Annotated in this window: 9 protein-coding genes and 1 pseudogene; 5 read left to right on the top strand and 5 right to left on the bottom strand. The window is 61.5% G+C overall.

Annotated elements, in window-relative coordinates; genetic code table 11:
• Positions 1–218 precede the first annotated feature (218 nt).
• On the top strand, positions 219–1,043 hold the full coding sequence (locus ACP7BZ_RS09580; RefSeq protein ID WP_426112451.1) for a hypothetical protein: 825 nt from the start codon (positions 219–221) through the stop codon (positions 1,041–1,043).
• Between the two features lie 681 nt (positions 1,044–1,724).
• Here the strand turns inward: ACP7BZ_RS09580 and ACP7BZ_RS09575 are convergent.
• Genes ACP7BZ_RS09575 through ACP7BZ_RS09560 form a run of 4 tightly spaced genes read right to left on the bottom strand, consistent with a single transcriptional unit; the run spans position 1,725 to position 20,531 of the window.
• Positions 1,725–5,006, bottom strand: coding sequence for an insecticidal toxin protein (locus tag ACP7BZ_RS09575; protein WP_426112449.1), 3,282 nt, complete (start codon positions 5,004–5,006; stop codon positions 1,725–1,727).
• Between the two features lie 12 nt (positions 5,007–5,018).
• Positions 5,019–11,999, bottom strand: coding sequence for a neuraminidase-like domain-containing protein (locus tag ACP7BZ_RS09570; RefSeq protein WP_426112447.1), 6,981 nt, complete (start codon positions 11,997–11,999; stop codon positions 5,019–5,021).
• Positions 12,000–12,051: 52 nt separating this feature from the next.
• Positions 12,052–12,534, bottom strand: coding sequence for a hypothetical protein (locus ACP7BZ_RS09565; RefSeq protein WP_426112445.1), 483 nt, complete (start codon positions 12,532–12,534; stop codon positions 12,052–12,054).
• Positions 12,531–20,531 carry a SpvB/TcaC N-terminal domain-containing protein gene (locus ACP7BZ_RS09560; protein ID WP_426112443.1) on the bottom strand — a complete coding sequence of 2,667 codons (8,001 nt, stop codon included), beginning with the start codon at positions 20,529–20,531 and terminating at the stop codon, positions 12,531–12,533. Before ACP7BZ_RS09560 ends, ACP7BZ_RS09565 begins: the two co-directional genes overlap by 4 nt.
• Positions 20,532–20,934: 403 nt before the next feature.
• Here ACP7BZ_RS09560 and ACP7BZ_RS09555 point away from each other — a divergent pair, with 403 nt between their 5' ends.
• The 4 genes from ACP7BZ_RS09555 (at position 20,935) to ACP7BZ_RS09540 (ending at position 26,224) form a co-directional block, all read left to right on the top strand.
• Positions 20,935–21,117, top strand: coding sequence for a hypothetical protein (locus ACP7BZ_RS09555; RefSeq protein ID WP_426112441.1), 183 nt, complete (start codon positions 20,935–20,937; stop codon positions 21,115–21,117).
• A 186-nt stretch (positions 21,118–21,303) separates the two neighbouring features.
• The gene (locus tag ACP7BZ_RS09550; protein ID WP_426112439.1) at positions 21,304–22,470 is read left to right on the top strand and encodes a tyrosine-type recombinase/integrase; all 1,167 of its coding nucleotides are present in this window, start codon (positions 21,304–21,306) and stop codon (positions 22,468–22,470) included.
• Between the two features lie 416 nt (positions 22,471–22,886).
• Complete coding sequence (locus ACP7BZ_RS09545; protein WP_426112437.1) at positions 22,887–23,285, top strand: (deoxy)nucleoside triphosphate pyrophosphohydrolase; 399 nt, start codon at positions 22,887–22,889, stop codon at positions 23,283–23,285.
• A complete protein-coding gene (locus ACP7BZ_RS09540; RefSeq protein WP_426112435.1) occupies positions 23,282–26,224 on the top strand; it encodes a DUF3427 domain-containing protein in 2,943 nt (980 codons plus the stop codon). Before ACP7BZ_RS09545 ends, ACP7BZ_RS09540 begins: the two co-directional genes overlap by 4 nt.
• A 24-nt stretch (positions 26,225–26,248) precedes the next feature.
• On the opposite strand, the pseudogene ACP7BZ_RS09535 reads toward ACP7BZ_RS09540, so the two are convergent.
• Positions 26,249–26,366, bottom strand: a pseudogene (locus ACP7BZ_RS09535) (IS481 family transposase); the annotation flags it as partial.

Raw genomic sequence — 26,366 nt, 5'->3', positions numbered from 1 at the left:
TTTCCGTACTTTATTGTTCAGTCGAAGAGCGTCTTGGAGGTCGCTTTGCACCTGTACCGCGCCACCTGAACATCACCCACGGCGGGGACCTTGTCCGACAAAATCGACACCGTGTCCGCAAGGGCAAAATTGAAATGCCGACGTGAGCCACATTGGCACAAGATCAACCAGGGCAGTCTTCTCGGCTTTCGCAAGATGACCAATGATCGAGCCGGCATTTGGCAGATCCGTACCGCGTGAATGGAGGAGGGCAACACACGCGAGCGCTCGGGAAGTTCGATAACTACAGCGCGTCGGAGCGCTTCAACAAAGCCCTCGCCGCTGCCAGGGAATGGCTCACGCACTTCGAGAAAGGAGGAGCGACGCAATCGGTCACTGTAATGGAAGCGTGCGATGCCTACGTCAACAACATCCGCGCGCTCAAGGGCGACAAGGCAACCAACGATCTCGAAGACCGCTACCGCCGCCAGGTAAAGCCGGCCCCCATCAACAAGATTAAAGTCACGAAACTGACAAGCGACACGCTGAGCCGCTTCCGCCGCCTCGTCGATACGCCAGTAAAAGTCGGCACACTTGGAGAAACGCGCGCCCGCTTCAAGGACACCGTCAACCGCGACATGGCGGCGGTGCGCGCCGCGCTCAATCAAACGCTTCAGGACGGCCTGGCAACGAGTGACTTAGCTTGGCGGATACCATTGGCCGCGTTCAAAAACGTCACCAGGCGCCGTGGAATATCTCTGGATCGCGCCCAGCGAAAAATGTTCATCGACAAGGCACCAGCCGACCTTGCCCAACTCATACGCGCGCTGTGCCTGCTGCCATTAAGACCGGGTGACTTCGACATATTGAAAGTGGGCAAGGACAAAAGCGGTAGCGACAGAAAATTCAAGGTGCCGGCAGAAATCGCGCATTTCTTTCGGAATGCGGCAGCTGATAGACCGGCTGACGCCCCCTTGGTAGCGCGTGCCGGCGGTCAGGCATCGGACAAAGACGCATGGAAGCATCCGCTCAAGCTCTTTGCCAAGCAACTGCTGGCGCGCTAGCCAAGTTGATGATTTGAAGCAATTTAAGAGTTGCCGGCAAAATCGGTAAGGAGTCGCGTCTTTTTCATTGTAAGAGTTTGAATTCGTTGATATCCGTATGACCTCCCGATGATAATCGTAGACAAAATGCCCCTACCCCCACGCCCCCCAGCAAAATTCACTGGCGTGCCGGATCAAGGAGGAAAACTGCGAAATACAGCTGAGTGAGCGAACATGCACTTTCCGAAATGAACCGTCGCTTCATCGCGTAACAACTTACCACTAGCCCAACAACTTAAAGCATAAGACTTAGACATGCGTTTGGCAGATACACTTCCGGAACTTTGCGGCCGACATTCGTTCTGAAGGAAGAGACCCGCACAAACTGAGAGAAGTTGCTCGGGAAACGGCAGATTGCCGCAAAGCGGAGGCAAATGCGTCGCCTACTGGGAAAGGTCGTCTACGCAAACGGGCTCCCGATTTCACTACCAATTTGGTGAAAGTACCTGGTTTCTGACATGCAGTTGTCTGGAAAAAGAGCTTTACACGCCGTTTTAACCCGTAAGAATTCAACGCGTTGCACACGCGGCCACGCGCGACCTCTCGGTCGAGTAGACCGGCGAGGTAACGAACGGTTCCTCACGCCCGTTGGTCCCATAGTTCGACAGTGTGCGGACGATCAGAATGACTTTAAACACCTCCTTAACCGAGCGCATACCTCACGATCAAGAACGCGTCAACTGCAGTGCGTGCCAGCGGACCTGCCGCGTCGGGCGCCGCGCTCACGGTAAAAGCCAGCTTGGTCTTGTCGGCCAAATCAGCGCTGGCGTTCGCTGCGCCCCCAAGGTCGCGGTGTTTCAAGTCGGGACCGAAGATCTCCAGGCTGGTAATGATGCACGGCTTACCCTGGGTGAAGTACGGGAAACACTCGCGCGTCACCGTCGCGCCAAAATCGGCTGCGCCGTTTGTAAATTGGGACCATTCGACCGGGAAATCGTGCCGCAGGCTGAACAGCAGCGCGAAATTTGCGCCGGGAATCGCCTCAAAGGTGTCTTTCAGCGATGCCGCCACCTTGGTCGGATCGACGCCCTGGCGCGCGGTGTAGCGCACGTGCAGCACCAAGTCGGAGATTGTGGACAGATCGAACGCCGGATATCCCTTGGGCAGCTCCACCTTCCAGGTGCTGACTGCGCCCGCGCCTTCGAACGGCAAGTAGCGCTCGTCGCGCAGATTGGTCTCGAACAAGCCGCTGTCGTTGCTACCGCCACTAGTGACAATCTGCTGCCCCCCGCCGGCGTAATCTGCGAAACGGCTGTCATCGGCGCCCTGACGCGCATATTCGCCATCGGCCATCAGGGTCGACTTACGGATGCTGCTGCTCACCAGCGTGAGCGTGCAATTGAGGCTGGTGTAAGGTCCGACGACCGAGGGAATCGACAGGGCAACGCTCTTGATACGGCGTAAATAGTGTCCCTGGGGGCAGTCGCGGTCGTACAGCCACTCCGGGATGGACATGATGCACGTGCCCTGTCCCTTCAACTTGAGCAGCGCGAGCGGGTCGAGCTGGCGTAGCGACACGTGGCGCGTCAATTCCAATTCGCGCTTGTTGTTTTCCTGGGCTGCCAGCTCCATGCGCTTGACGTCCAGATGCAGCGCTTCGCCGCACAACAGGCCCTTGCGTCCGGCATCCCAATAATTGAACCGGACGAAGGTCTGGGCGTCGAGTTCCGGACGCATCAGTTCGCGCTTCATCGCCAGCTCCGCCTTTCGCGCGGTATCAAAGGCAAACCGGTAGTACTCGTAGAACAGGCGCGACAATTCGCCTTGCATCCACAGATGCAAGCCCTTGTTGCTGAATTTCTCGTTCAAAAATTTCTCGATACCTTGGGCGTTTTCGATTTGCTGCTGCACGTTGAGGTACTCGCGATGCGCCGTCTGCTCGGCAATGAGCGAGCTCAGTATCTGTCGGCCGTTTTGCATCAGCTCATGCGCGGCAAGGTTATATTGATGGGTCTGGTCATCGGCCCGGCGCTCGAAACTCGAAGTCTTGACCGCATGGCTGCCCTGCCCTTCGTGATCGGCCGCGCTAAAGTTCTTGAGCGAAGAATAAAAGCGTCCCACCGAGGCCAGCGTGGAACCGCCAAACACGTTGGCGTGCCCACCAAGGCCCCAGAAATGAATGTCCAGTCCCATATCGGGTATCAGCGCCAGGACGCCGGTGATCATGTCGGAGGTCATGGCATCCTTGCGGTCGCCACGGGCGCTCGGGCCATGGATGTTGAGGTCGGCGTCTTCGTTCTTGTTCAGATAAAGCCGGCCGCCGCCCGCAGCGCCCGATTGCTGCGCCGGCGATGCCTCGGCGGCCAGCGCGAGCGGCGGCAAGGCTTGCGTCCTGATGGGCTTGTCGTACTGCGCCACCAGCGTCTGAAACGCCGTCGCAAAGTTTTCCTCCGTCAGTTCCTTGCGCTTGAGCACAATACTGTCCGGCGCATTGGCGTCGGCCGGAAGGCCCAGCTGGCGCTGAAAATAGCGCAGCTTGTCGATCAGCGATGCCCGCATTGTCAACAGCGAGGTGCTCGCTTCTTCGGACGCCTTCCACTGCAGGAAGCGCACGTCCTGCGACATTTTCTGGATCTGGATTTCATGCGCCTGGCGCATCAGCGACAGTTGTTCGGCATCGCCTTTTTCGAATGCGGCCAGCAGCGCGCCACCCAGGCTGCGCACTTCCGAACACAGTTCCAACGCCTTCTGGATCAGCAAGGCGCTGCGCGCGGGACCAGCCGGCTGGTTCAGGCCGCTGACGATGCTGCCGATGTCCATCCCGGCAGCGGCCGCAGCCACCAGCATGCCGGGATCGATGGGGGGGTCGAACAACGCCAGCGGCGTGACCACGCCCTGCAGGGTCATGCAATGGCGGATCTTGAACAGCCGGTCCTCAACCAGGTCCCAATATGCGAGCAACTTCTCATTTCGGGGAATACAGAAATACAGCGTGCGGCCGATGCCAAACAGGGGACCTGCGCCGGATGCGTTCGTCGGTGGCGCTGCGGTGGACGATGCGTTCAGCGGGAATTGCGACTCGAGTGTCACGAAGGTATTGCCCATGCGATCGAAGCCACCCGGCTGCGCTTTCAGGTCCGCAAACGTGTGCGGCTTGACAGTGCCGCGATCGGGCACCTGTTCAGGCCGCCGCCCCAGGATGTTGGCCGCCAGTACGTAGTGCATGAGCGCTTCATTGATGGTCTCGACCGTGTACGCCTGGAACAGGTGGTCGCCCCAGGCGAGCAGATTGTCGAGGTACTTCATCACCGTACTGTACTGGTAGGCCGAGTGGCGCGTGCGGGCCACCGCGTGCGGCATGAAGGGCTTGTCGAGCATCGCCTGGTAGCCATTGAGGATATCCTGTTGACGCTTGAGGTCGGCCGGATCGAGCCCGGCGGACGGTTTGCTCAGCAAGGTCAGCAGCTCGTCGATCTGCTTGGGATCGAGATCCTTCCGGAATCCAAGAAAGTTCCAGCATCGCTTTGACGGCGCCACCAATTTGTCGTTCGAGGTAGGGTCAAAAATGAAATGAAACCAGCGCTGCGCCTCGGCGAAGCGGCGCGTCTTGCTCAGATGGACGGCCACTGCCAGCGGCAAGTGGTAGAACAACTCCCAGTTATAGTTGGCGTACGGGCCGTGCTCTTCGGTATCGATGTCGAGCGGCGACGATACTATTTGTTGCAGATCGGTGGCGGCTGCTTGGTAGGTGGCATTGAAAAATGGCTTTTCCAGCGTCTGCTGCCAGTCGGCATTGAGCACATCCTCGAGCTTGCCCTTGTTTAGGCGCGCCACCAGTGCGCCCACGTAGGGATGGAAAAAATTATGAAACTGGTAGGTGAACTTGGTGTCGTTGTGCTGGCCAATGACACCGACGTTCTTCCATTTGCTCACCAAGAGGGCATCGTGATACCCGGCCTTCAGGTTCGACTCGGCGTTGGACATGGCTTGGCGCTCCTATCTGAATTGGCTGAAATTTACGGCGCCGGTGGGCCCAATGCTCACGCCGCCATAATCGACCAGTTGCGTCATGCCCAGTCCTTGCCTGATCTTGTCGCCCTTGACAATGAGGTGCTCGATCGGCGAAGGATCGATCACGCCCGGATTGCCCTGGATGGGCCCGCCGGTGCCCCAGTCCTTGGGTGGAAAGCCGATGGGCGGCTTCTCGACCACCAGCGGCGGAATCTCGAAGTCGCCGGGCTGGGGCGTAATGCCGATGCCGCCGTAGTCCTTGACCAACACCGTTTGCTCGGTGGTGGTGACGTAGAACGCATACTGGCGGTCGCCGTAAAAGAACGGCGCGTCCCAGCCGTTCTCAAGCGGGTGGCTGGGCTGGATAGCCAGCATGTCGGTGGCAGGCTTGAACAGCGTGCGCGCCAATTCGTGCGCCGGGATGTCCGGAATGGCGTGCCGGTATTTCAACGTCAACGAGCCGGCGCCCAGGTCGAACCAGCGATGGCGCCCATATTTGGGGCCACTGGCCGGGACGGCCCCGCCCTGCTGCGGCAGGCTGTGGGTGTTGTACAGCAGGAATGAACGGGTGTTCTTGCCGTACACCGTCACGCGCAGCTGTTCGTCCAGTTCGTCGGTGCCGATGCGCAGATTGGCCCGCCGAAATGCGCCCGATCCCTGCGGCGGGAACCAGCCCAGATCGACCGAATCGAGCGGATCGGACGTCATCGGCGCTTGCCACTGGCCGTTGTAAAACTCGCTCCAGTACAACACGGCCCGTATGTTGACCATGGCCTGGCTGTCGGCGGCCAGTTTGGCATTTTGCTTCAGTTGCGACATCTTGATGGACGCGAGATCGGGATCGGCGGCCGGCGTGCTGCCGGCCGCCGGCTGCAGCAGGGGCGTCTCTTGCAAGATCTTGACCCAGACCAGTATCAGCCGATGGTTCCACACAACCGGAACCAGGGGATTGTCCTCGATCTCCAGCTTGATCAGCTCCCACGGCGTCCAGTAGCCGTATTCGTAGCGCCGGTAGTGGTATTTGCGCTTGGCGCCGGCACCGCGCGCCACCGCATGCACGATATCGTCACCCGCTCCCGCCTCTTTTTGCTCGATAAACATGCCGCACGGCTCCAGTTTCGCGATATCGGCCAGCCCTGCCAGGTAGTTCAGCAACACCTTGCTGGCGGCATCATCGGTGATGTCGGCCTGCAGCAGCGCGCTCTCCATTTCCTTGTACAGCGGCGACTTGTCGTCGCGCAGTTCGGGTTCTAGCCAATTTTCGGGGAACAGGAATACCTTGCGGTTGGCCTCCCACACGCGATAGCGCTTCATCCACTGCCAGTGTTCGGCATTCAGTGCGGCGGGCGACACGCGCGGTTCGAGGTTCATCAGGCAACGCTCGACGAACAGCTGGATCGACGACAGCGCGTGCCGGATGCGCGAGGTCTGCATGCAGCACTCCATCTCTACATCGACCAGAAAGTATTCGAATAGCTTGTCCGCAGTGTCGATGTGGGCCGAGGCCGGATGCTCGCGCATCTGATGCAGGATGTAGGCAACCAGCGCGTCGCGCTGCATCACTCGCAAGCCATCGTTGACTGGCTTGATGACATCACGCCAGTCGGTCAGGTCGTAGCGGGCGCGCATGGCCGCTTGAAAATCGCGCAGCGCGCCGGCGCCCGGCTCGTTGGTGGTGGCTCCAATGAGCCTTTGGGCCGGCACGCCAAAGCGCTGCACCGTGCAGCAGGCGCAGTACACGCGGCGGAACGTGTCAAAGTGGCTGAGCGCGGCCACGCCAACGCCCAGATGCGCCAGTATCGCCACCAGCGAAGGCTGATCCCAGCGCGTGAGCGTAAACAGCAGGCTGTCGCTGCGCGCAGCCGCAGCGGTCGGGTCACGCAGCACCGCCAGCAGGCCGCTGTCGGCGTCTTGCAGCGCCACCTTGATGGTGGCGTAGTCGAGCAGCGCGGTAAATGGCTTGAGCAAGGCGGTGGCCTGTGCGGCGGACGGTGCACTACGCGTTGCCAGCGCGTTGAGCCAGCCGTCGACGCCGCCGATCTGGTAATCGGTATCGCTGGCCAGCCAGGTCAGCTCGGGCGCCGTCAGGCCCAGGCCAGACAGCAGCGCCGAAGCCTTCAGGAAACCGACGCAGGCGTCGGCAAACGTCGCCAGCGCCGCGTCGGCGTAGAGATAGCGCGCCGCGATCACCTCGCGCGCACGTTGCGGCGTTTCCCAGCTCAGACGCACGCGTTCCTTCACTTTTTCCACGGTCAGTGCGATGCTGTAGAGTTTGCCCGCGGTCAGTTCCAGCGCGAGCTGGTTGCGCCAGACGGTGCCGGTGCGAATGAGCGGCTGCGCAGTGCCGTCGACGGCAAGGGTCACCGTGGCGCCGGCATCGGCCTCGATAATCAGATTGTAAAAGCCGGCGTCGGGCGTCTCAAACGCCCCCTGCCAGCGCGCCGAAATCGCCGAGCCCGGCGCCGGATTGGCCGGCAGTGCATTGGCGCCGCCCGGCCCATGGTCGAGCACTGCGGCCGCTACGCTCAGGTCGACCGCCCCCGTGGCCGTGTCGCGGAAGTAGAATTGCGCCATCAGTCCGGCAGCGTCCACACCGACGATGTCGTCCAGCAGCGGCAGGTTGGCGTTGCCCTTCGCATGCAGCGCGCGCGGCGCCGACGCCGCATCCATCAGGGTCCGGGTGGCCGTCAGATCAAGCGCTGCCGTTGTGCTCAGCCGCTGCAGCGCCTGCTCCCGCTTGCGCAGTCGCGCCAGCCGGGGCTGGAAAGCCGCCAGCAGCGCCGTACGCTTTTGCTCCGGCGCCGCGTTCGAGGCGACGTAGGCGTCATAGAGCGGTTTGAGTTCCGCGAAACGCGCAAAGAACGAGCCGCTACGGTCGCTCCCCTGCGCCACCAGGCGCGCGATGGCATCCTGGAACTCGGCGCCGACCGCGGCCACCGCCTGCAGCGCCGCCCCGGCAGGCCTGCTCAGCACACCGGCATGCGCCAACCGATGGCTGAAACGCTCATACGACAGCTTAGGCGCCAGCGCCGTGAGCGCCGGCTCGAGTACCGGATGCGGATGCGTGTACGCGGTATCGTAGACGGCGCTGTCATCGAGCACGGCAAAGAAGGCGTCCGCCGCCTCCTGGCCGTACACCAGCGTCATGCGGGCGCGCAGCACGTCGCCGCCGGGGTCGGGAGCCGCGGCGAACTGGTCGTTGATGTCGGCGAATTGGCCTCGCAACGCGCGCGCCAATTCGGTCAGCTGGGCCGGATCGGGTGCCGACTTGCCGCCCAGGTCTTCGTTCCAGATCAGATACAGCGCCGCCGGGGACTTGAGCGAACACTCCCTGAGCGACTGCAGCAGCGCGATCAGCCGGCTCATAGCCGGCAGCGCCGGCGCTGCCGCGGCCATGTCCGGCAGCGCGAAGGGATCGATGCCGGTCAGCGCGCATATCACGAGCAGCTCGCGCACGCTCAGCTTGAGCTTGCGCGCCAGCCAGCCGCGCCGGAACAGCGCGCTGATATTGGCCAGCGTGAGGGCCGTGTTGGCATCGTAGCCCAGTGCCGTGCAGATGCGCTCGAATTCGTCGCCAGTGAGGTTGAAGGCGCCGCGCAGGGTTTCCACATGCGCTTGCAGCTTGGCCGCGCTATCGCTTAGGTAGGCGCCGTACCCGTTGTCTGCAAACGCCGGGTTCTGGTCGCGTACCGACGGGTTCACGAATAGCGTGCGGTACAGCGCACCCTCGCCCTCGGTGCCGATGTCGGACCAGCAGGCCAGCAGCGCGGCCAGATCGCGCTGCGGCGTCAGACCCAGCTGGTCGAGGGTACGCGCCACGATGCCAAGGCGCGGCAGCAGGCGCATGAAGCCGGCGTCGAGCGCGGCCACCGTACCGAGGTCGGCATCGACCAGTGGCGCCGCGTTGGCCCCGAACAGGGTGCAGATCGCAATGTCGGTCTGCTCCATTGTCCAGCCGAGCTTGCGCCACAGGCACACAAAGCGCAACAAACGCGTGAATGGCGCGCGGCCAAGCCGGGTGGAGTCATCGGCCGGGTTGGCCATGGGCTTGGCATAGCGCAGTTCGAGCTTGTCAAAATTGCCAACAGTGCTGGCATCGGTGGGATCGACCAAGGTGATGATGCCCATGATGCGCGCGTAATTGGCGGCATCTTCAACCCACGCCACGATGTCACCACCGTAGTTGGCCGCGTCGGGCGCGCCGGCGCCGGTGGGAAGCAGCAGAAGGAAGTCGGCGTGCGACAGCGTGCCTTCCTTGAGCGCCTTCAAGGCGCCAAAGTCGACACCCAGCTTCTGCAGCTTGGGGACCAGGGCGCTGTCGGGATTGATGAAGCGGGTCTTGAGCAAACCGATCAGCTCTTCATAGGAAATGCCGATACGGCGCGCCAGCGCCTTGGCGTTCGACAGCGCGACGATAATGTCGGCGTCCGGCTTGTCGGCCGGGTAACCGTAGATCTGCTGCAGCGTGAGCGTGCTGTCGGTCAGCAGCCGGTACTGCTGGCGGGACAGGCCCAGCTGCTCCATAAGGATGTCGCGCCAGCCGTAGGGTTGCCCTCCCCGCTCCAGATCGTCGCTCTTGCGCAGCGCTTCCATGACACCGGCCAGCGGCAAGCCAAGCTGCCTGTAATAGGCCCGCAAGGTTTCCAGCGACCGATCGAACGGCAGCGGCGGCGGGAACCAGGCGTCCCTGAGCAGGTCGTACGCAGCCTCGAGCACATACAGCGGACTGGCCATCAAATCCTCGGTCCCGGTGGCGGCCGTGTCATGGCCCGCATAGTCTTGCAGCGACAGGGGCTTGGCGCCATTGGCGATGTAGTACTCGAGTATCTCGTTGACCACATCGATGTAGGGCATGGGTGTATTCGTGTTCTCGCACGTGAGCGGCAGGTACTGGATGTCCGGGCGGCGCTGCAACAGCACATGCTGGGCGTTTTCCAGACCGCCAGCTGCCTTGTCGGTAAAGAGCAGAAGGTCGACCAGATAGGCTGCCGGCGACAGGATCGAGCGGCATGCCGGGCAGCGGCAAAAATCCATGGAGCCGAACAGGCTCTCCAGCGTGGCGTAGGCGATCACGTCGTCGGCATGCTCGGGCGCAGGCGTCGGATCGACCAGCAAGGTGGGCGTTTGCGGCGCGCCTGCGGCAAGGACGTCCAACAACGGCGCCGGCGCCGTTTTGCCGAGCACGATGGCGTTGCGCGCCGCCAAGTAGCTGACAGTGACGTTGAGCACAGCACCATGGACCTGCACCGCCTTAGCATGGATTTGGGTGGCCGCAGCCTCGCCACCAAGCGCCGCGCCGAACTCGGTTGCGAACGCTGCGCGGTCGAACTGGACGATGCGCCATGCCGAGTCCAGATCGGCGTCCAGCAGCGCGCTCATCTCGCTATCGCGCGCGCTGATCTGGTGCACCCGGTGCAAACGCCTGATGCCTTCCACCACGGCAGGCTCGAGGTCGAGCCGGCGCTGCGCGGCGTATTGTTCGACTGGCTGGGAGCCGAACGCGAAGTCCTGCTGGTGCTCGGTGAGGAACTTGCCCACCGCTTCGGCGGACGCGATGCGAAACGCCCCGCGCTGGACCAGTTGGCCCATGCATGCGGTCGGGTAGCTCAGGCGCAGCAGCGCGCTCAGGTAGTCGGCATAGTTCAGGCGCTGGGTTCGCCTGTCCAGCCCGGAAATCTTGTCCGGAATCTGCACCGTATCGTTGAGCAACGTGAGCCAGGAGGCCGGATCGTGAAAGCCGGCCTCAACCAGGTGGCGGGGATCGGTCAGCTGCTCGCCCACGGCCGCCGTGAGTGCTTGCATCAGCTGTGCGTTGTTGAGCGTCAAGAAGGCCATCTTGCCGGCAAACTGCAGCACCGCCGTCTTCTCCTCGCCGAAAGCGTGCGCGGCGCGCTTCCAGAACTGCTCCAGGTCACCTCGGTGCGCCAGGTACAATTGGGAAAAATTGCGCTGCTCCTCCTCGTGCAATCCCGCATTGGCGAGGATCTCGGAAAACGCGGATGTTCCGGGCAGCATGGGTTCGGCCAGCATCTTGCGCGCGCCAATTGCCTGGAACTGGCCAAGGATGTCGGGTATGGCCTTCTCGGCTGCGGCCGGCAGCAAGCCCTGGCCGATGGCGTCGCGCCAGATGGCGGTGAGGCGGGCGGCATCGGCCAGAAAGATCAGCTTGTCTTCGGCTGGCATGCCGGCGCGAAACAGCGCGTAGAAATACATGGCCGGAATCTTGCTCTCGGCGCTAAAGCGTTCGCCCAGCGCGGCCAGCGCGACCGCGCGGGCATCCCAACCCGTCTTGTTGGCCAGGAAGGTGATATCGGAGCGGCCCTCGCTTTCGCGCAGCGCCCCCAGCCCCTCACGGCAGTACTTGCCGGCGGCCGCGCTGAGCGCTTCGTACTCGCTCGGCAGGCTGGCGCGGGCGCGGGAATCGAGCTGGATGTCCAGCCGCGCGCCGCCCGGCGCGTCGTAGTACACGTCGGAAAAGCCGACGACGGTCTCGCCAAGCAGCGCCTGTACTTGCAGGTCGGGGGCGCTTTTGCCCGCGCGAACAAACGTATCTGTCGGGTATTCGATCGAGAAGTCGCCGTTCGCGTTGCTCTTGCCCTCGGCCATGACGACATCGGGACCGGCATTCTTGTCGACCACGCGCAGCGCCAGGGTACCGACGCTGGCCCGCGCCGCGTCGTACACGCGGCCCGACACGCTGAAGGTGGCAGTGTCAAGCGCGGCCGGCCTGAGCACATCGGCCAGCTTGCCGATCGTGCGCGATGTTGCCGCGTCGACGATGCCGGTCACGGGCAGTCCCTGCTGCTTCTGCAGCCTTGCAACGGCCGCCTCGGTGCCGGGGCCGAACGCGGCGCGCGCGATCTCCTCGCGCGGGATGGCGATGTTCAGTTGCCCAAGCTCGCTGTGCAGGAGCTTGACATCCTCCCCAGAGAGCGCCAATGTCAGGTCGCGGCCTTGCAGTTCCATTACCAGCTCCTTCGCGGTGCGGCGCCGGGAGGCGCCGGTGCCAGGTGGTTCGCTATTTGCCAGGTATGTCGTCAGCCAGCACCTGCCCGGATCCGAGGTCGATGTCGATACTGCGCAAACTGATTACACCGGTGGAGAGCGGCATGCGCATGGTCAGAAACCTCAGGTGCCCTTGTTCAAAGCGCGGCCGCTGCGCCGCCAGCTGGACCGAGAACGCCTGCTCGAGGTAGTCGAAACCCGGATGCGGTATCACGACCATGCCCTCGCCGATCAGATCGCGCACGATCAGCGCGGCAGTCTGCGCGCGCGCGTCGTTCAACAAAGCGCCGTCGAGCGCGCGCAACAGCGCGCAAAATTCGGCGACGGTCGGTATCGCTCGCACCCCGTCAGCAGTGGTGACCTCGACCCAGCGGCGGCGGCGCTCCTCGTCGGCGCTGGGGTCGTAGTGGTCGACCGCGACCCGTTCGGCGCGCAGCCGGATGGCAATATCGGGAAACAACAGCTCCTCGACAGTACTGACAATTGCTTTACTCATCGTGCCCCCTTGATTGCATCCCAAAACTGCTCGTAACTGAGGCGCAGCTCATACTGATCCATGATACCGACCAGCACGGCGCTCGCATTTTTGCCGATCAGCTCGGCCGCGGCGGAATTTTTCAGGTTGTTAATTTCCGCAAAAGCAGTGGCGGTCCTGAATGCACGCATTTCCGCCAAGGCGACCTGGGCGTCCGTTGCGCCGCCAGGCAGCGGAATGATGCCGGCCGCTATGTCGAGCTCGTGCTGACCTTCGTGGGCAATGGTCGCCAAAATGTCATCCATGTTCATCGACGAGTTGACCGTCATCTTGCCGCCGCCCTCAGAGGCGCCCCCCTTAGCCATGTTCGGATCGAATTGCAAGTCCAGCTTGCCGGACTTGATCTGCTTTGAGATCTCGGCCGTGGCATCGGTGTGTTCGGCGGCGTGGAAGCGGTCCAGGATTTGCTTCGACTCGTGCGATTCTCCCGACGACGCGGCGCGCGACGAATTGTAGGAGGCGCGCGCCGCGCCGGCAAACTCGGTGGCCGCGGCGGCGCCCTTGGAACCGGCGCCAAACAAGCCCTGAGCCGCCTTCAATCCCACATTCTGCGCTCCCTGCTCGAGCGCGCGCAACGCGCTGCCCGCGCCGCGGCCAGCGGCCTGCGCCACGTTGGCTGCCTGGCGCACCCCCGGCACCCGCGCCACCGCCTTGGCGCCGCCGGCCAGCGCGCGCCCGGCAGCCACCCCGGCCCGGCCCACGCCCGAATTGCCCACGGCGCTGGAAACCCGCGCCGCCTGCGCTGCGCCCCTGGCGGTGGAGGCGTAGGCGCCGAGTCCGCCCGTGACGGCCCCGAGTGCCGCACCGACGGCCGCCGCCTTGACGATCTTGCTGCCACTAACTTGTTCCCCGCTGGCCACCTGGCGCGTCAACTCGCCGGCCGCGCCGCCGGCCGCGCCGGCTACCGCGCCCACCACCACGCCGGTGGCCACGGTTGCCGCCGCGCCACTGAGCCCGACGCTGGCGACGGCGCCCGCGATGATCGGCCCGGCCACGCCCGCGGTGGCCACCGTGACGATCGTTCCCACCACCACCACCGCCGCCACGATGGCCACCTCGCGCCATCCCCACATGCCGGTGGGATCGCTGAACGCCACCGGGTTGCAATGAACGTAGAGGTAGACATTCGGTCCGTCATCGAGCCCGGCCGGGTCGCAGCTGATCCAGCGCCCCAGCCAGGGTGCGCAATAGCGCGCGCCGTGGTAATCAAGGTCATTTTCCTCGTCGCGCTCCTTGCCCGTGTAGCGGTAGCGCTTCGCCAGCTCGGTCTGGCTTCGCACTGCCTGGTAGGCGGTGGCGCCGTACGGGAAATACTCCTCGTACGAAATGACCCGGGCGTCATCGCTCAGTTCGAGCACAGCCGAGCCAAGGTGATTGCTGTACTGGTAACGGATCAGCTGGACAGGCGCCGGGTCCATGCCTTCGCAGCGGCTCTCGATCATGGCGATGCGACGATGGTCGATCATCACGTGCAAGGTTTCGCGCACCAGCGTGGCCTGGGTACCGGCGCCGTCAAATTCGCGGTAGATCTCGATCGGTCCCAGGTAGATCCGTTCATGCCTGCGCCTGGGCGCGTCACCCTCAGCGGCCTGGCGCACGGTAAGCTTGCGCACGCGCTGGCGCTGGCCATCGTAGGCATAGTGCGTGGTCTCCGGCAAGCCGGCGTTGACCACTTGGCGCGTGCTCGACGTCAGCTGGTCATGCGCGTCGAGCACCAGCGACGGCAAATGTGGCATGCGCGTCATATTGCCGTGCTCGTCGTACTGGTAGCGCGCCGAAAATGGCCCAAGCGGGTTGTCGCCCGGCATGCTGGTGGCCGACAAGCGGTTCGACATCTCGGACGGCGTGATGGCACTGGGCTCGCTGTAGGAATACGCGCGCGTCCACCCGCCGCTGGCACACTGGTGCATCATTTGCAGGAAATTGCCGACAGCATCGTAGGCATAGCGCTCGGTGTAGTTAGCCATGGCCTTGCCGTCGGTCGGGCTGAGCAGGTGCATGCCGGGCGCGGAATTCATGCGCGGCCCGTCGTCGTTGCCTGGCTGGACCGGCGCGCGCGCCGCGCCGCCGTTCTGGCCCAGGTGTTCACGCCCACTGGCGGCGCTGAGCCGGTACAGCGCATCATAGGTGTAGTCGGCGCTCGGTTCGACGCGCTCGTTGAGGAAGAACACCACGTTCTGGATATCGGCGTCGTCGCGCAGCCGCGTGATGTTGCCCTTCGGGTCATAGGTGTACGACAGCGCCTGCACGGTGCGTGCATGTGGGTCCGGATCGGGGCGCGTGGTCGTGAGCGTCATCAGGCGCGCAGTGAGCGCATCGTAGGTGCAGTCGGTGCGCGTTCCGTTGCCCAGTTCGAGGGCGACGCGCTGGCCATGGGCGTTGTAGTCGATACCGGCAATGGCATGCAAGTCGGCCGTGGCGGGGGCAAGCAAACCGGCCGGGGCGCCGTTGCGGCGCACCCAGACATCGACCGCTTCGAGCAGGTTCGCTTCGTTATAGCGCGGCTGCAAGACGCTTGGCTTGCCGCCGGGCTGATGCGGCGCGACCGTTTGTATCGGACGGTTGAGCGCGTCAAATCGGCCCAGCGAAACGAAGCGGTCGTTCGCATCGAGCATCGGCGCACCTGCCGCATCGATGGGCGCCAAGTCAAGCGCGGCGCCAAGCGGCACGGCGGCAACGGCCGACCAGTCGGGCGCGAGGCTGAAGTTGGCTGCCGGACTGGATGGCGGCGTGAAGCGCGTCAGTTGACGCGCCGTCTGCAGAACGTTTTCCTTGAAGTCGTAGCGCTCCTGACTGGCAACGCCGGCCCCGTCATAGTGGCGAAACAACCTGCCCTTCAGATTTAGGGCGGGGTCGGGGTGGCGCTCACCGTAGACCAGGTATTCGGCGAGGATCTCGCTGAAATTGGCGCGCCCCACGTAGCGGTGCGTGGGCCGCTGCAGTCGGTCATACAGCGTCCTGAAGACAAAGCCACGGCCATCCCAGTGCCGTATCGTATTTCCGGCAACATTGTCGAGTGTGCGCCGTTCACCGTCATCCATGCCCTTCCGATACAGCGCGGCGCCATGCATTGCATAGCCGGCAACGAAGGCGAATCCCGCGCCTGCCCCCGGTTCGCGCAAACACATTTCCATGACGTGCCGGCCCAGCGCATCGAAGATGGCCAGCGGCTTGCTTTCGGTATCGAAGGCGGTGCGGGTGGCGAAGCGCTGCGGTACATTGGCAACCACGCCATTGTCCGCCACGCTCAGGCATTTGCGCCCGAGCGTGTCCAGATAAGCCAGCGCAGGTGTGGCCGCATGCGCTTCTACCTTGGCAGCGGCATCCTGATTGGCGGCGCGCTCCTGGGCGCTAGCGCCGAACTGGCCGCCGATGCGGGCGTCATGCCAGGAAACGTAGGCCGCCGGTGCCGGGCCGAAACAGCGCCGCATGAAGTCGCCCAGATCCGGATCGGTGCGCGGGTCGCCCTGCATGGCGGTGTCATTTCCGTCCCAGTTCGCTTCGCTCCACGCATCGAACACAGTTTTTTCGTAGGTGTTGTCCGGATGCAGCGCGCCCGTCACGCGCCCCAGCGGATCGTAAAACACTACCGAGCTGAACCCCACCTCGCGCTTGAATTCGAACGCGTGCGTGGCGCTGAAAAAAGGCTCGAAGTTGCGAACCGCCTTGCCCTTATTGTTATAGACCACCCAGCCGCTGCCGGTCCAGCGTGGTGCCACATTGCCGGGCGCCCCTGGCAGCGGGCCCGCTTCGCCTTGCGCCTTGTGCTGCGCCTCGTTACCGAAGCCGTCCCAGTAGACGAAGACATGCTTGAACTTGCTCTGCTGGCCGCCGGCCAGATCGGCGCCATGGGTTTCCCGCGCCAGGCTGTAGAGCATGGGTGCGTCAGGCAGTGCCTGCGTTCGGCTGCGATAGTAGGCAAACAGGTCGTAGACGAAGCGCCCGCCGGCCGCGCCCAGCGTCGCGCCGGGGCTGGCCAGCGGATCGGCGCGAATTGCGGCGATCTGCGCGAACGTCAGGTCGGCCTCGAATCCGGCCAAGGTGTCGCCCTCGCCCTGCTTTCCGTGCACGGCCACGCCCACCACCTGCCCCAGCCGGTCGAAAACGACCTCGTTGGCATTGCCGTTTGGATCGCGCACGCGAAACTGCTGCAGCACGCGGTAATCGGCGTCGGCGCGGGTGACGTTGCCAACGGCGTCGGTGGACTGGCGCGGCAGGATGCCGTAATCGTCGTAGTCGACCCGGTCGGCCGCGCCGAACGGATTGACGGCGCGCCGGCCCGCGTAAAAATGCGCGCGCGCCTGTGCCAGTTCCGTTGCCGCATCGTCGAGTTCACCAGCCGAAAAGTACACCCGGCCTGAGGGCGCCCACCAATTGTTCTGCCCCGCCAGCCGCAGGTAGCCACCCTCGAGCAAGGTGGCGTCGTCAACCCGGGAGCCGAAGATGCGCGTCAGCAGCGTGGGCGTGAAAGCCAGCCGGTAGGTTTCGCCCGGCAGGCCCATGGACTCGGCCGTGCCGAGCGGCAGCAGCGTCGTCAAGTCGTCGCTGCGATAGCGGGTCTGGGTTTGCTCGACGATGCGGCGCGCGAAAGCGAGCGGCATGCCCACGCCCTCGATGTCCGCCGTCGACACGTTCTCGTAGGCGATGTCGTGCGCGCCGCTCCAGAGCGCCTGGTAGCGCTGGTCGATTTCGTCAAAGCGAAACAGGCTGGCGCCCGGACCGAAACCGGTCAGCTCGGCCGCCAGGGTGGCGCAAGGCAGCGGCCCGTGATAGGTGTCGCATGCCTGGGCGCCGTCAAGCCGCTGCCCCGGCACGGTATAGGCGTGCTCGGTGGCCCCCACGTGCAGTCGGCCCTGGCAGTGCGCCAGCATGTCGCGAAAGACAGCCGCCAGGTGCGGTTCTGGCTGCGCAAAGCCCGCCTGGCGCGGGTAAGCCACGGTCACGGCACGCCGCGCATTGCCGAATTCGTCGACCTCGAGCGTGAAGTCGTGGCTAATACGCGGGTCGTCTTCGCGCCGCTCGTGATGCACGGTCAGTGTTTCGCGCCCACTGGCCGCGAGCACCGCGTGCCGGTTGGGGCCGAAGCCCTGGAGCCGGCGCACGGTATAGTTGGATTCGGTGACTGTATAGGGCGTGTCCGCGCGCGGCGAGTGGTCCTCGGCGTAGACTTCGACGCGCAGCGGCATCGACTTGAGGGCACGCCAGGCTTCGCGCGTTTCCTCGGCGTTCAGGCCGGCGTCGATGACGCTGTCGGGCAAGGCGAAGGCGGCGCGCCTGGCCAGCGCTGCCGAATCGTTGCCGCGCATTGAAGGCGCCACCCAGTAGTCGCTGGCGTACTGTTGCGAGACCTTGGCCGCCAGGCCAAAGGCGCCCGTATGGAACCAGGTCTTGGTCAGCACTGGCGGAATGAACGATCCCTCGTCCTCGTTCGCCGTGTGCGCGTCGGGAAACAGGGTGTCGTCGCGGTGCTCCTCGGTATCGCGCTGCTCGACCATGCCGAAGCCGCGGAACTCGCGCTCGTCGCCGTCGAAATAACCGTGGTGGTAGGCATAGCGCGTGATAAAGCGGCTACGTCCGATCCAGTCATAGGTTTCCGAGCGTTCGACGCAGTGCACCGGGAACGGCAGGCGGGACACCCACGGCCGCCCGGCGAACAGGTCCTCCAGATAGAACTTGGTGGACGGTGCGTAAGCGATCCGCGTTTCCGAGCCCATGTTATTGCGCACGCCGATGAGCAGGTGCGGCTTTGTCGAGCCCATCAGGTCGACGTAGCGCATCGGGCTGGCGGCTGCCGACGGCAATGGTGACGACCATACCAGACAGGCCGTGCCGTTCCCGAGCAGGTCGATGGCTTGCACCGAACTCAACGCATCGGCGCCGGGAAACACCGCGATGCGCAGCGCTGGCGCCCACGAATTGCCGCAGCGATTGAAGCAGACGTGCACGCCATGCTCGCCAACGTAGAGCATGTCGGTGGTGCCCGAACCGTCGATGTCGGCCAAGCGCACGCGGCGTGGATCGAACCGCTCGTCGTCGCCAAAGCGCGGCGCGCCATCCATCGTCACCTTGGCGCCGAAGCGCCCGTAACCCAGGCTTGGCCAGTAGCAGACCTCACCATTGCGCACGCGCACCAGGCCGCGCAGGCCATCGCCGGCCATGTCCGCCAGCGACACGGTCTGCGTGCCGTCGGCGAACAGCAGGTGCGGGCCAAGGTTCTCGTCCGTGCTTTGCAGCACGCGCTCGGCCGGCGCATAGCCCTGCGCGCCGAGGCTGCGGTAGAACGTGAGCACATCGTCTTCGGTGATCAGCACGTCGGACAGGCCATCGCCCGTCAGATCGACAAATTGCAGGTTCGGGTTCTGCCAGTCGATCATCGGCAGCTGAGCGAACGTCTTCAGCGGCGACCAGTGGCCGTCATCAGCGCGCTCGAAGTAGCCCGGGACAGGACCGTCCAGCACTACCACGTCCGGGCGCCCGTCGCCCGTCACGTCCATCATTTGCGCGCCGCGACCGAGCTCGACGCCGGGTGTCTCGGACACCGCTTCAAGCGCGCCGAAGCGTGCCCGCGTCATCCTGCCTGCGGGCGTTTCATGCACATTCAGGGGACTCAGGTTGCGCTTGTAGCTCCACTGCCCCGCGTTGACCGACAGGATGCCCGAGAGCCCGGCGCCATCAAGGTCGGCCCAGCGAAAGCGTTCGCCATCGACGCCTTCGGGGAGGTTCTCCCGGCTCTCGTCGTCGGTTAGCGCCAACACCGCGTCATGAACGACGCTCTGGCTGTAACGCCATTCCAGTGGCGGCAGCTCGCTCTTGTCATAGCCATGCGCAGCGCGCTTGTAGCCGGCCTGCGTCATCGACTGCAGGAAGGTATAGATGGCGGCGTCTGGATCGTTTGGCTCAACCTCGTCCGAATAGATAAAGTCGCTGCTGCGCACCAGGCAGTCGGCGCCCGCGCTGGCTTCAGCCGGAAAGTTGTGGAACAGCAGCACGCGTTCGCAGCGGCGGTAGGTGCGCACTTCGAAGCCGGCGCGATAGCTCGAGAACGGATCCGGCCGCAAATTCCAGGCGTTGTCGGGCGCCACTGCGGGCTGCAGTTCGGAATGGTCGCCGTAATCGAACACGAGCTTGAAGTGCCAGTCGGTCGGCAAGGCGGGGGCGGGACCGTCTGCCGCCCAGCTCGGGTAGAACGGCGCGAAATTGCCAAAAAAAATGGATTTCGGATAGCGCTGGCCGCGCCGCACCGCCTTGCCGCGGTTGGCTTCGTGCGCCCGGTTCAGTTCAAGTCCGGCTTCATCCTCGGACACGTATCCGTAGCAGATGACATTGCCTTTGTTGTCGTAGCTTGAATGGATCAGGTAGGTGAAGACGTGGCTGGGGTTGCCAGGATCGGCGATGCGGCTGCTGTCATCGTAACCGAACAGGGTCACCACGTTGTCGCGCGTGATGGTGCGCCAGTGACTGACGCCGGTTTTCGTGTCGGTCCAGCGTTCTATGCGTGCAAACAGTCCCTCTATGCGCGGGCGGTACAGGCGCACGGTGTAGGAACGTTCATGCACCGTGCGCAACGGCAGCACCACGCGTTGACCGCTCGCATCAAGTACCGGCACCAGGTCTTCGGCGCCGGCGAGCAGGAAGACATCGGATTCTTCATCGTCCAGATAGCGTGGCAGGCCCTTGTCGGTCTTGCGCGTGACCGACGGCAGCGACAGACCCCAGCCAAGCCCGAACACGCCATTGCCGGAACCCGAGTTGTAAGAAAGGGAAAGTTGCGGGCCAAAGCCAGCGCGACCGGGCGTGGACACCAGCGGCACGCTCATCGCACCGGTGCCTGAAACCGCATTGACCGAAAATTTTTCACCGATGCCGCGGATTGCGCCGCCACCCTTGGGTAAAGACAGCGAAGGCAACGCTGGGTTACGCTGGTCGCCGCCTGTCGAACCAGCAGGTTGTGCAGTCATCCGGTAGCCCCTGTTCATTGCGATCAATGCGGCAAGAAAGTATGCTCCCGGAGCAATCGCGACACGCACTCCAAATGTCACAGCGATGAAAATAAGACACGGGAATGGCTCGAGCTTGATTTAGCGCAAAAAGATGCTGGATCAAGCCATTCTCCGCTTGCCCATACTCAAAGACTGTGCAGCTACGCGCGTGTTGGGAGGCGCCCGCGGGCTTGGCGCCATGTTGATGCGGCCATGGCGGATCAATCGGCGCCTTTCCGTGCTCCGGACACCGGGTCACGAATGGACCGGCGAAAAAGAAAACAGGCAGCCCTGGCACGTACATCGGAAGGACCGAGCGCCGCTTTAACTTGCCGCCATCGTCAAATTCGGTCCGCCTACCGTATCGATTTTGAGGCTCGCCGTGGCGATCCAGGAGCCCAATTTTTCCGGCAAGGTCCGGGGACGTCCGATGCAGTTTTCCGTACTTTTTCCGTACTTTGGCCTAGAATATAAAAAAGGCCTGCAACGCAAGTTGCAAGCCTTTGATTTCAAACGAATTTTGGTGGGAAGTGCAAGTTTCGAACTTGCGACCCCTGCAGTGTGAATGCCTGTAAATCGGCTGACCCTGGACACTGCCGGACCATCTCCTCATAGGAGAATGCTTGATTTTTGTCCGACGACGTCCGACGGAATCCGGTATATTTTTTCATACTTTTTTCATACTCTCCTCGCTCCCTGCAGTCTTCAATACAAGAAGGCAGGGCTGACCATTTAATCCTTGGGAGGAAACATGGAGATCAGAATTGATACCGTCACGTCACGCGCAAAAATTAAACCTCGCCGCGATCCATATTGGCAAAGAGTAAGCAAGGGCTTGTTCGTCGGCTTCCGAAAAATGTCGGCGGAAAGCGTGGGCACCTGGTTCGCCCGCTACCGCTGGAATGACGACAAGCAGGTACGGAGCACCTTGGGAACACTTGAAAAATTTCCAGCGTCCGAACGCTTCGACAAGGCGACAAGTGAGGCAAAGGCGTGGTTGGCTAAAATCAATTCCGCTGAGTCGGTCGACGGCTGTACTGTGTTGCAGGCTTGTGAAGCCTACAGCAATAAAATCCGGGCACTAAAAGGTGACAAGGCCGCGGACGACCTGGCCGCACGCTACCGTCGCTGGATCAGTGGCGACCCGGTCTGTCGTATAGAGATCAGCAAACTTAGCCGGGATGATGTGAGCGCGTTACGTAACCGCATGGTCGCAGCGCCCGTCCACGTTGGAAAGTCGGGCAAGACGAAGCCCCGATCCAAGGATACGGTCAACCGCGATATGGCTGCCGTGCGCGCCGCGCTGAACATGGCATTCGACGACGGCAAATCGGCCAGCAACACTGCCTGGCGCAAGCCGCTTGCTGCCTTCAAAAACGTCAGCCAGCGCCGAGACGTGTACCTGGACCGCGAACAGCGGCGGCGACTGATCGCGTGCTCTCGGCCCGATCTCGAGCGCTTTATCCGTGGACTGTCGATGCTGCCGCTACGACCGGGCGCGCTCGCCGCACTGACAGTGGCGGATTTCGACCCGCGGGTCGGCGTCCTCAAAATAGGCCAGGATAAAAGCGGCAAGGACCGCAAACTCAAGATGCCGCCGACCATTGCTGACTTTCTGAACAATGCGGCGCTTGGGCGGCCCGCGACGGCGCCACTGTTTGTTCGTGACGATGGCCTGGCATGGAACAAGGATTTGTGGAAAAAACCGATCAAGGAAGCTACCGCTGCTGCGGGACTGCCCTCCAGCACTATCGCGTATGCTTTGCGCCATTCAGCAATCACTGATCTCGTACACGAAGGCCTCGATCTGCTGAGCGTGGCGCAAATTAGTGGCACTTCGGTAGCGATGATCGAAAGGCACTATGGGCATCTTCGTGGCAGCGTGGCAGCAGATGCGCTGTCGAAGTTGGCACTTTAAGTCCCATTGGAGGCGACGGTTCCTGTAGAACCTTCCTATGTAAAATTGCAGAAATCGGGTTTATTTATCAGATATTTATGTTTGCTTCGACCGCTCAGAATGCGAAACACTCGGATTTTTCGCCGAACAAATCTAGCGGCTTGGACTTGTCTACATAGCATCAAGTAAAGTTCGAATCCGAGGGTGTCTGTAGAACCTCCCTATGAAAAACAGCAGAAAATTGGTTCTATCTACCTTTCTATCTACCTTTGTGATCTCCCCCCATACCGTTCTTTCTAAAAATAATCCTATTCAGTTCGTAAAAATTTATAATATTGATATACAAATAAAGCATCACCCCGCCGCCAAAAAATGGCTATCGAACATCTATCCTTGGCTGCGACTACACTTAGGCAGCTAAGCAACGGAGTACAACTTTGAAAAAAAGAATAAATGTCGTAGGTGCGGTTCTCACTCGAGGCCATATGATTCTTGCAGCACAACGCAGCGCGACGATGTCACTGCCCGGAATGTGGGAATTTCCAGGAGGGAAAATCGAGCCCGGCGAGTCACCGAAACAGGCGCTACTCCGAGAACTTGACGAAGAGTTACACTGCTCGGCTGAAATCGGCGCGCACATCCGAACCACAGAGTACGAGTATGAATTCGGCATTGTTATTCTGAACACATACTACTGTTCGCTTACGGGAGATGAGCCCCGACTGACCGAACACGCGGAGATTCGGTGGATCCACGTGGCTCAACTCGACCAGCTCGACTGGGCTCCCGCCGACATACCGGCCGTCGAGCAAGTAATAAGAGATTTTCAGGTTTGAGTTCGATTATTCGGCAACTGACGCAAGACAACACCTTTGGTTTTCTCGACTCGCAGGTCAAAGCAAACCAGGTGTTTCATCCCATGCTCGTCTCAAACTGCGACGGCAACACCATGCTTCGAGCGATTCGTGACGAACTCAAACGCTCGAATCACTTCATTTTCTCTGTCGCATTTATTACGCCGAGCGCGATAGCGATGCTCAAGCAAGCGATCCTCGACTATCGAGGATCCGGCAAAATCATTACCTCGACCTACCTGGGGTTCAACTCTCCAGCAGCATTCCGCGAACTCCTGAACCTTGAAAACATTTGCGTCTATGTGCATCCCGACTCTGCTGCCGGGTTCCACGCCAAAGGTTACATCTTCGAGCAGGAATCAAGCACTACCGCGATTGTTGGCAGTTCGAACCTGACGGAGCGTGCGCTGCTCCTGAATCATGAGTGGAATCTTCGTTTCTCGGCACTACCCGACGGCGACATCGTGCAACAGCTCAATAGGGCTGCGATGGCGCACATCGATGCTTCTGTTGCCCTCACCAGTGAGTGGATCGATAAATATGAGCTAACTTGGTCAGCCCAAGTCCGTCAGTCATCCTCTGAATCCGTCCGAGGCGAGGAGTCACCCCAGTCGGTTTCTACCGAAGTCATCTTTCCAAATGCCATGCAAATTGAAGCCCTCGCCGAAATTGCGGCTTTGCGCGAATCGGGAGAGACCAGAGGTGTCGTGATCTCCGCAACCGGGACTGGAAAAACCATTCTCTCTGCGCTCGACGTGCGAGCCTATGCACCTAAGCGGATGTTGTTTATCGTTCACCGCGAGCAAATACTCGACCGCGCGATTTTCGAGTTCAAGCGTGTATTAGGAGCCAACGACAGCGACTTTGGAAAATTTGTTGGAGGCAAACAGGAGATTGAACGCCGCTATGTGTTTGCCTCCATTCAGTCGCTCTCACGGCCAGGGGTCCTCGAGGCGCTCGCGCCCGATTCATTCGAATATATTTTGATCGACGAAGTTCACCGAGCTGGAGCGGCAAGCTACAGAAAAGTGATCGAGCATTTCAAGCCGGCATTCTTGCTCGGCATGACAGCGACGCCGGAACGCTCGGACGACTTCAATGTATTTGAACTGTTTGGCTTCAACGTTCCATATGAAATTCGCTTGCAGAAGGCGCTTGAAGCCGACATGCTTGCACCGTTTCACTACTACGGCGTCACCGACTTTGAGATGGAGAACGGTGAAGTCATTGATCAACTGACCGACCTTCGCAGACTTGTCGCTGCTGAGCGCGTTGATCACCTCATTAGGACTATCGAGAAGTATGGCCATGCAGGTGTGCCAGTTCGGGGGCTCATCTTCTGCAGTAAGAACGCTGAGGCAGCAAGTCTTTCAGATCGTCTAAACCTTCGTGAAATTCATGGCAAACCACTCCGAACACTTGCGTTGAGCGGGAGCAACTCGGTCGACGAACGCGAGATGGCGGTGCAGATGCTGGAGCGCGGCGAGCTTGACTACATAGCTACCGTCGATATTTTTAATGAAGGGATCGACATCCCGTCTTTAAACCAAGTTGTCATGCTTCGCCAAACGCTGTCCAGCATTGTGTTCACGCAGCAGCTCGGGCGAGGATTACGAAAGGCCAAGGGCAAAGATCATCTCGTCGTGATCGACTTCATCGGCAATTACGACAACAACTACCTGATTCCCATCGCGTTGTTTGGTGATAGCAGTCTCAGCAAAGATTCGATTCGCAAGAAGATAATCGATGCTCAGGAAGCCGGTGCTATTGCTGGGCTGTCCAGCATCAATTTTGACGCGATATCGAAGGAGAGGATCTACGCTTCCCTTGCAACAGTAACTCTTGACAGCATGACGAACCTCAAGAAGTCCTTCGTCGAACTGCAAAACCGACTAGGTCGAGCACCGCTACTGCTCGACTTCGCCCGCTTCGATCTCGTCGATCCCAACGTGATAGCGACAAAGCAGAAGAACTACTGGAGATTCTTGAACAAGGTTGGTGCGAGTAACGTGCTTGCGGGCGCCTACGAAGACGCAGTCTTGATGCTACTCTCTGAAGAGCTACTAAACGGCAAGCGGCCTCACGAGATGCTCCTCCTCGAGGAACTTTTATCGAATGCTGGTGAACTGCCTATAGAGGGCTTCCGCGCTCTCCTTGAGAAGAATGGTCTGACGGCCGACGCCACGACTCTCAGTTCTGTGCTTGCCGTGCTAAGCCTAGAATTCTTCACCGACGCAGAAGCCACCAAGTACGGCTCCGCACCGATTGTCACTGTTCACGATGGTAGCTACAACCTCAGCAAGCAGCTTCTGGCTGCGTGGAAAGAAGACGTGACCTTCAAGGGTCACGTGCGGGATGTGCTTGAGACAGGACTATATCTCGCTCGACACCGTCACAACTGGGGCAGCGAGCTTCAGGTAGGTCAACGCTATTCGCGAAAAGATGTATGCCGTCTGCTCAATTGGAAGTCGAATCAACAAAGCACAATTTACGGCTACAAGGTTGATTTCTTGTCGAACAGCTGCCCCATCTTCATCACCTACCATAAGGGATCTGATGTCTCTGAGAGCACCAAATACGAAGACGAGTTCCTTAACCCATCGACAGTGATTTGGTTCACGCGCAGCAGGCGCACGCTTGAGAGCGGCGAGGTAAAAGCGATCGTTGAGAATCAACTACCGCTCTATGTCTTCGCAAAGAAGGATGATGCAGAAGGGACCGATTTTTACTACCTTGGCAAGGCCACGTCTCAAGATGCCCACCAGACAAAGATGGCCGGAGACAGTGGAACCGAGCTTGATGTAGTCTCCATGACGCTGCGGCTAGCGATTCCGATTGAAACCAGTCTCTACGAGTACTTTGCTGCTCGAACGGAGGGAGGCGGTTTGTCTGATCGAATCGCCAGCCCAGCAATACGATAGTGGAGCACTCCGACCAGAGTAGCTGTCAAGTCCCGCCTGGTCATAAACGCGTTTAACGAATAACTCTGGTTTTTTCTGCTGCCATTCCTTCAGCGCTTGAATTGGCGTTTTGGAGCCGATAGCGCGCTGCGGAATGTGGTGG

The sequence above is a fragment of the Massilia sp. PWRC2 genome, from assembly GCF_049896725.1.
Lineage (GTDB): Bacteria > Pseudomonadota > Gammaproteobacteria > Burkholderiales > Burkholderiaceae_D > JAFCUW01.
The sequence above is the reverse complement of the archived record's forward strand: the minus strand, read 5'-3'. Positions and strand labels throughout refer to the sequence as shown.

Bases quoted from the DNA above. Each gene is read 5' to 3' on its own strand.
- ACP7BZ_RS09575 (WP_426112449.1), bottom strand. From the start codon at position 5,006: ATGTCCAACGCCGAGTCGAACCTGAAGGCCGGGTATCACGATGCCCTC.
- ACP7BZ_RS09570 (WP_426112447.1), bottom strand. From the start codon at position 11,999: ATGGAACTGCAAGGCCGCGACCTGACATTGGCGCTCTCTGGGGAGGAT.
- ACP7BZ_RS09565 (WP_426112445.1), bottom strand. From the start codon at position 12,534: ATGAGTAAAGCAATTGTCAGTACTGTCGAGGAGCTGTTGTTTCCCGAT.
- ACP7BZ_RS09560 (WP_426112443.1), bottom strand. From the start codon at position 20,531: ATGACTGCACAACCTGCTGGTTCGACAGGCGGCGACCAGCGTAACCCA.
- ACP7BZ_RS09550 (WP_426112439.1), top strand. From the start codon at position 21,304: ATGGAGATCAGAATTGATACCGTCACGTCACGCGCAAAAATTAAACCT.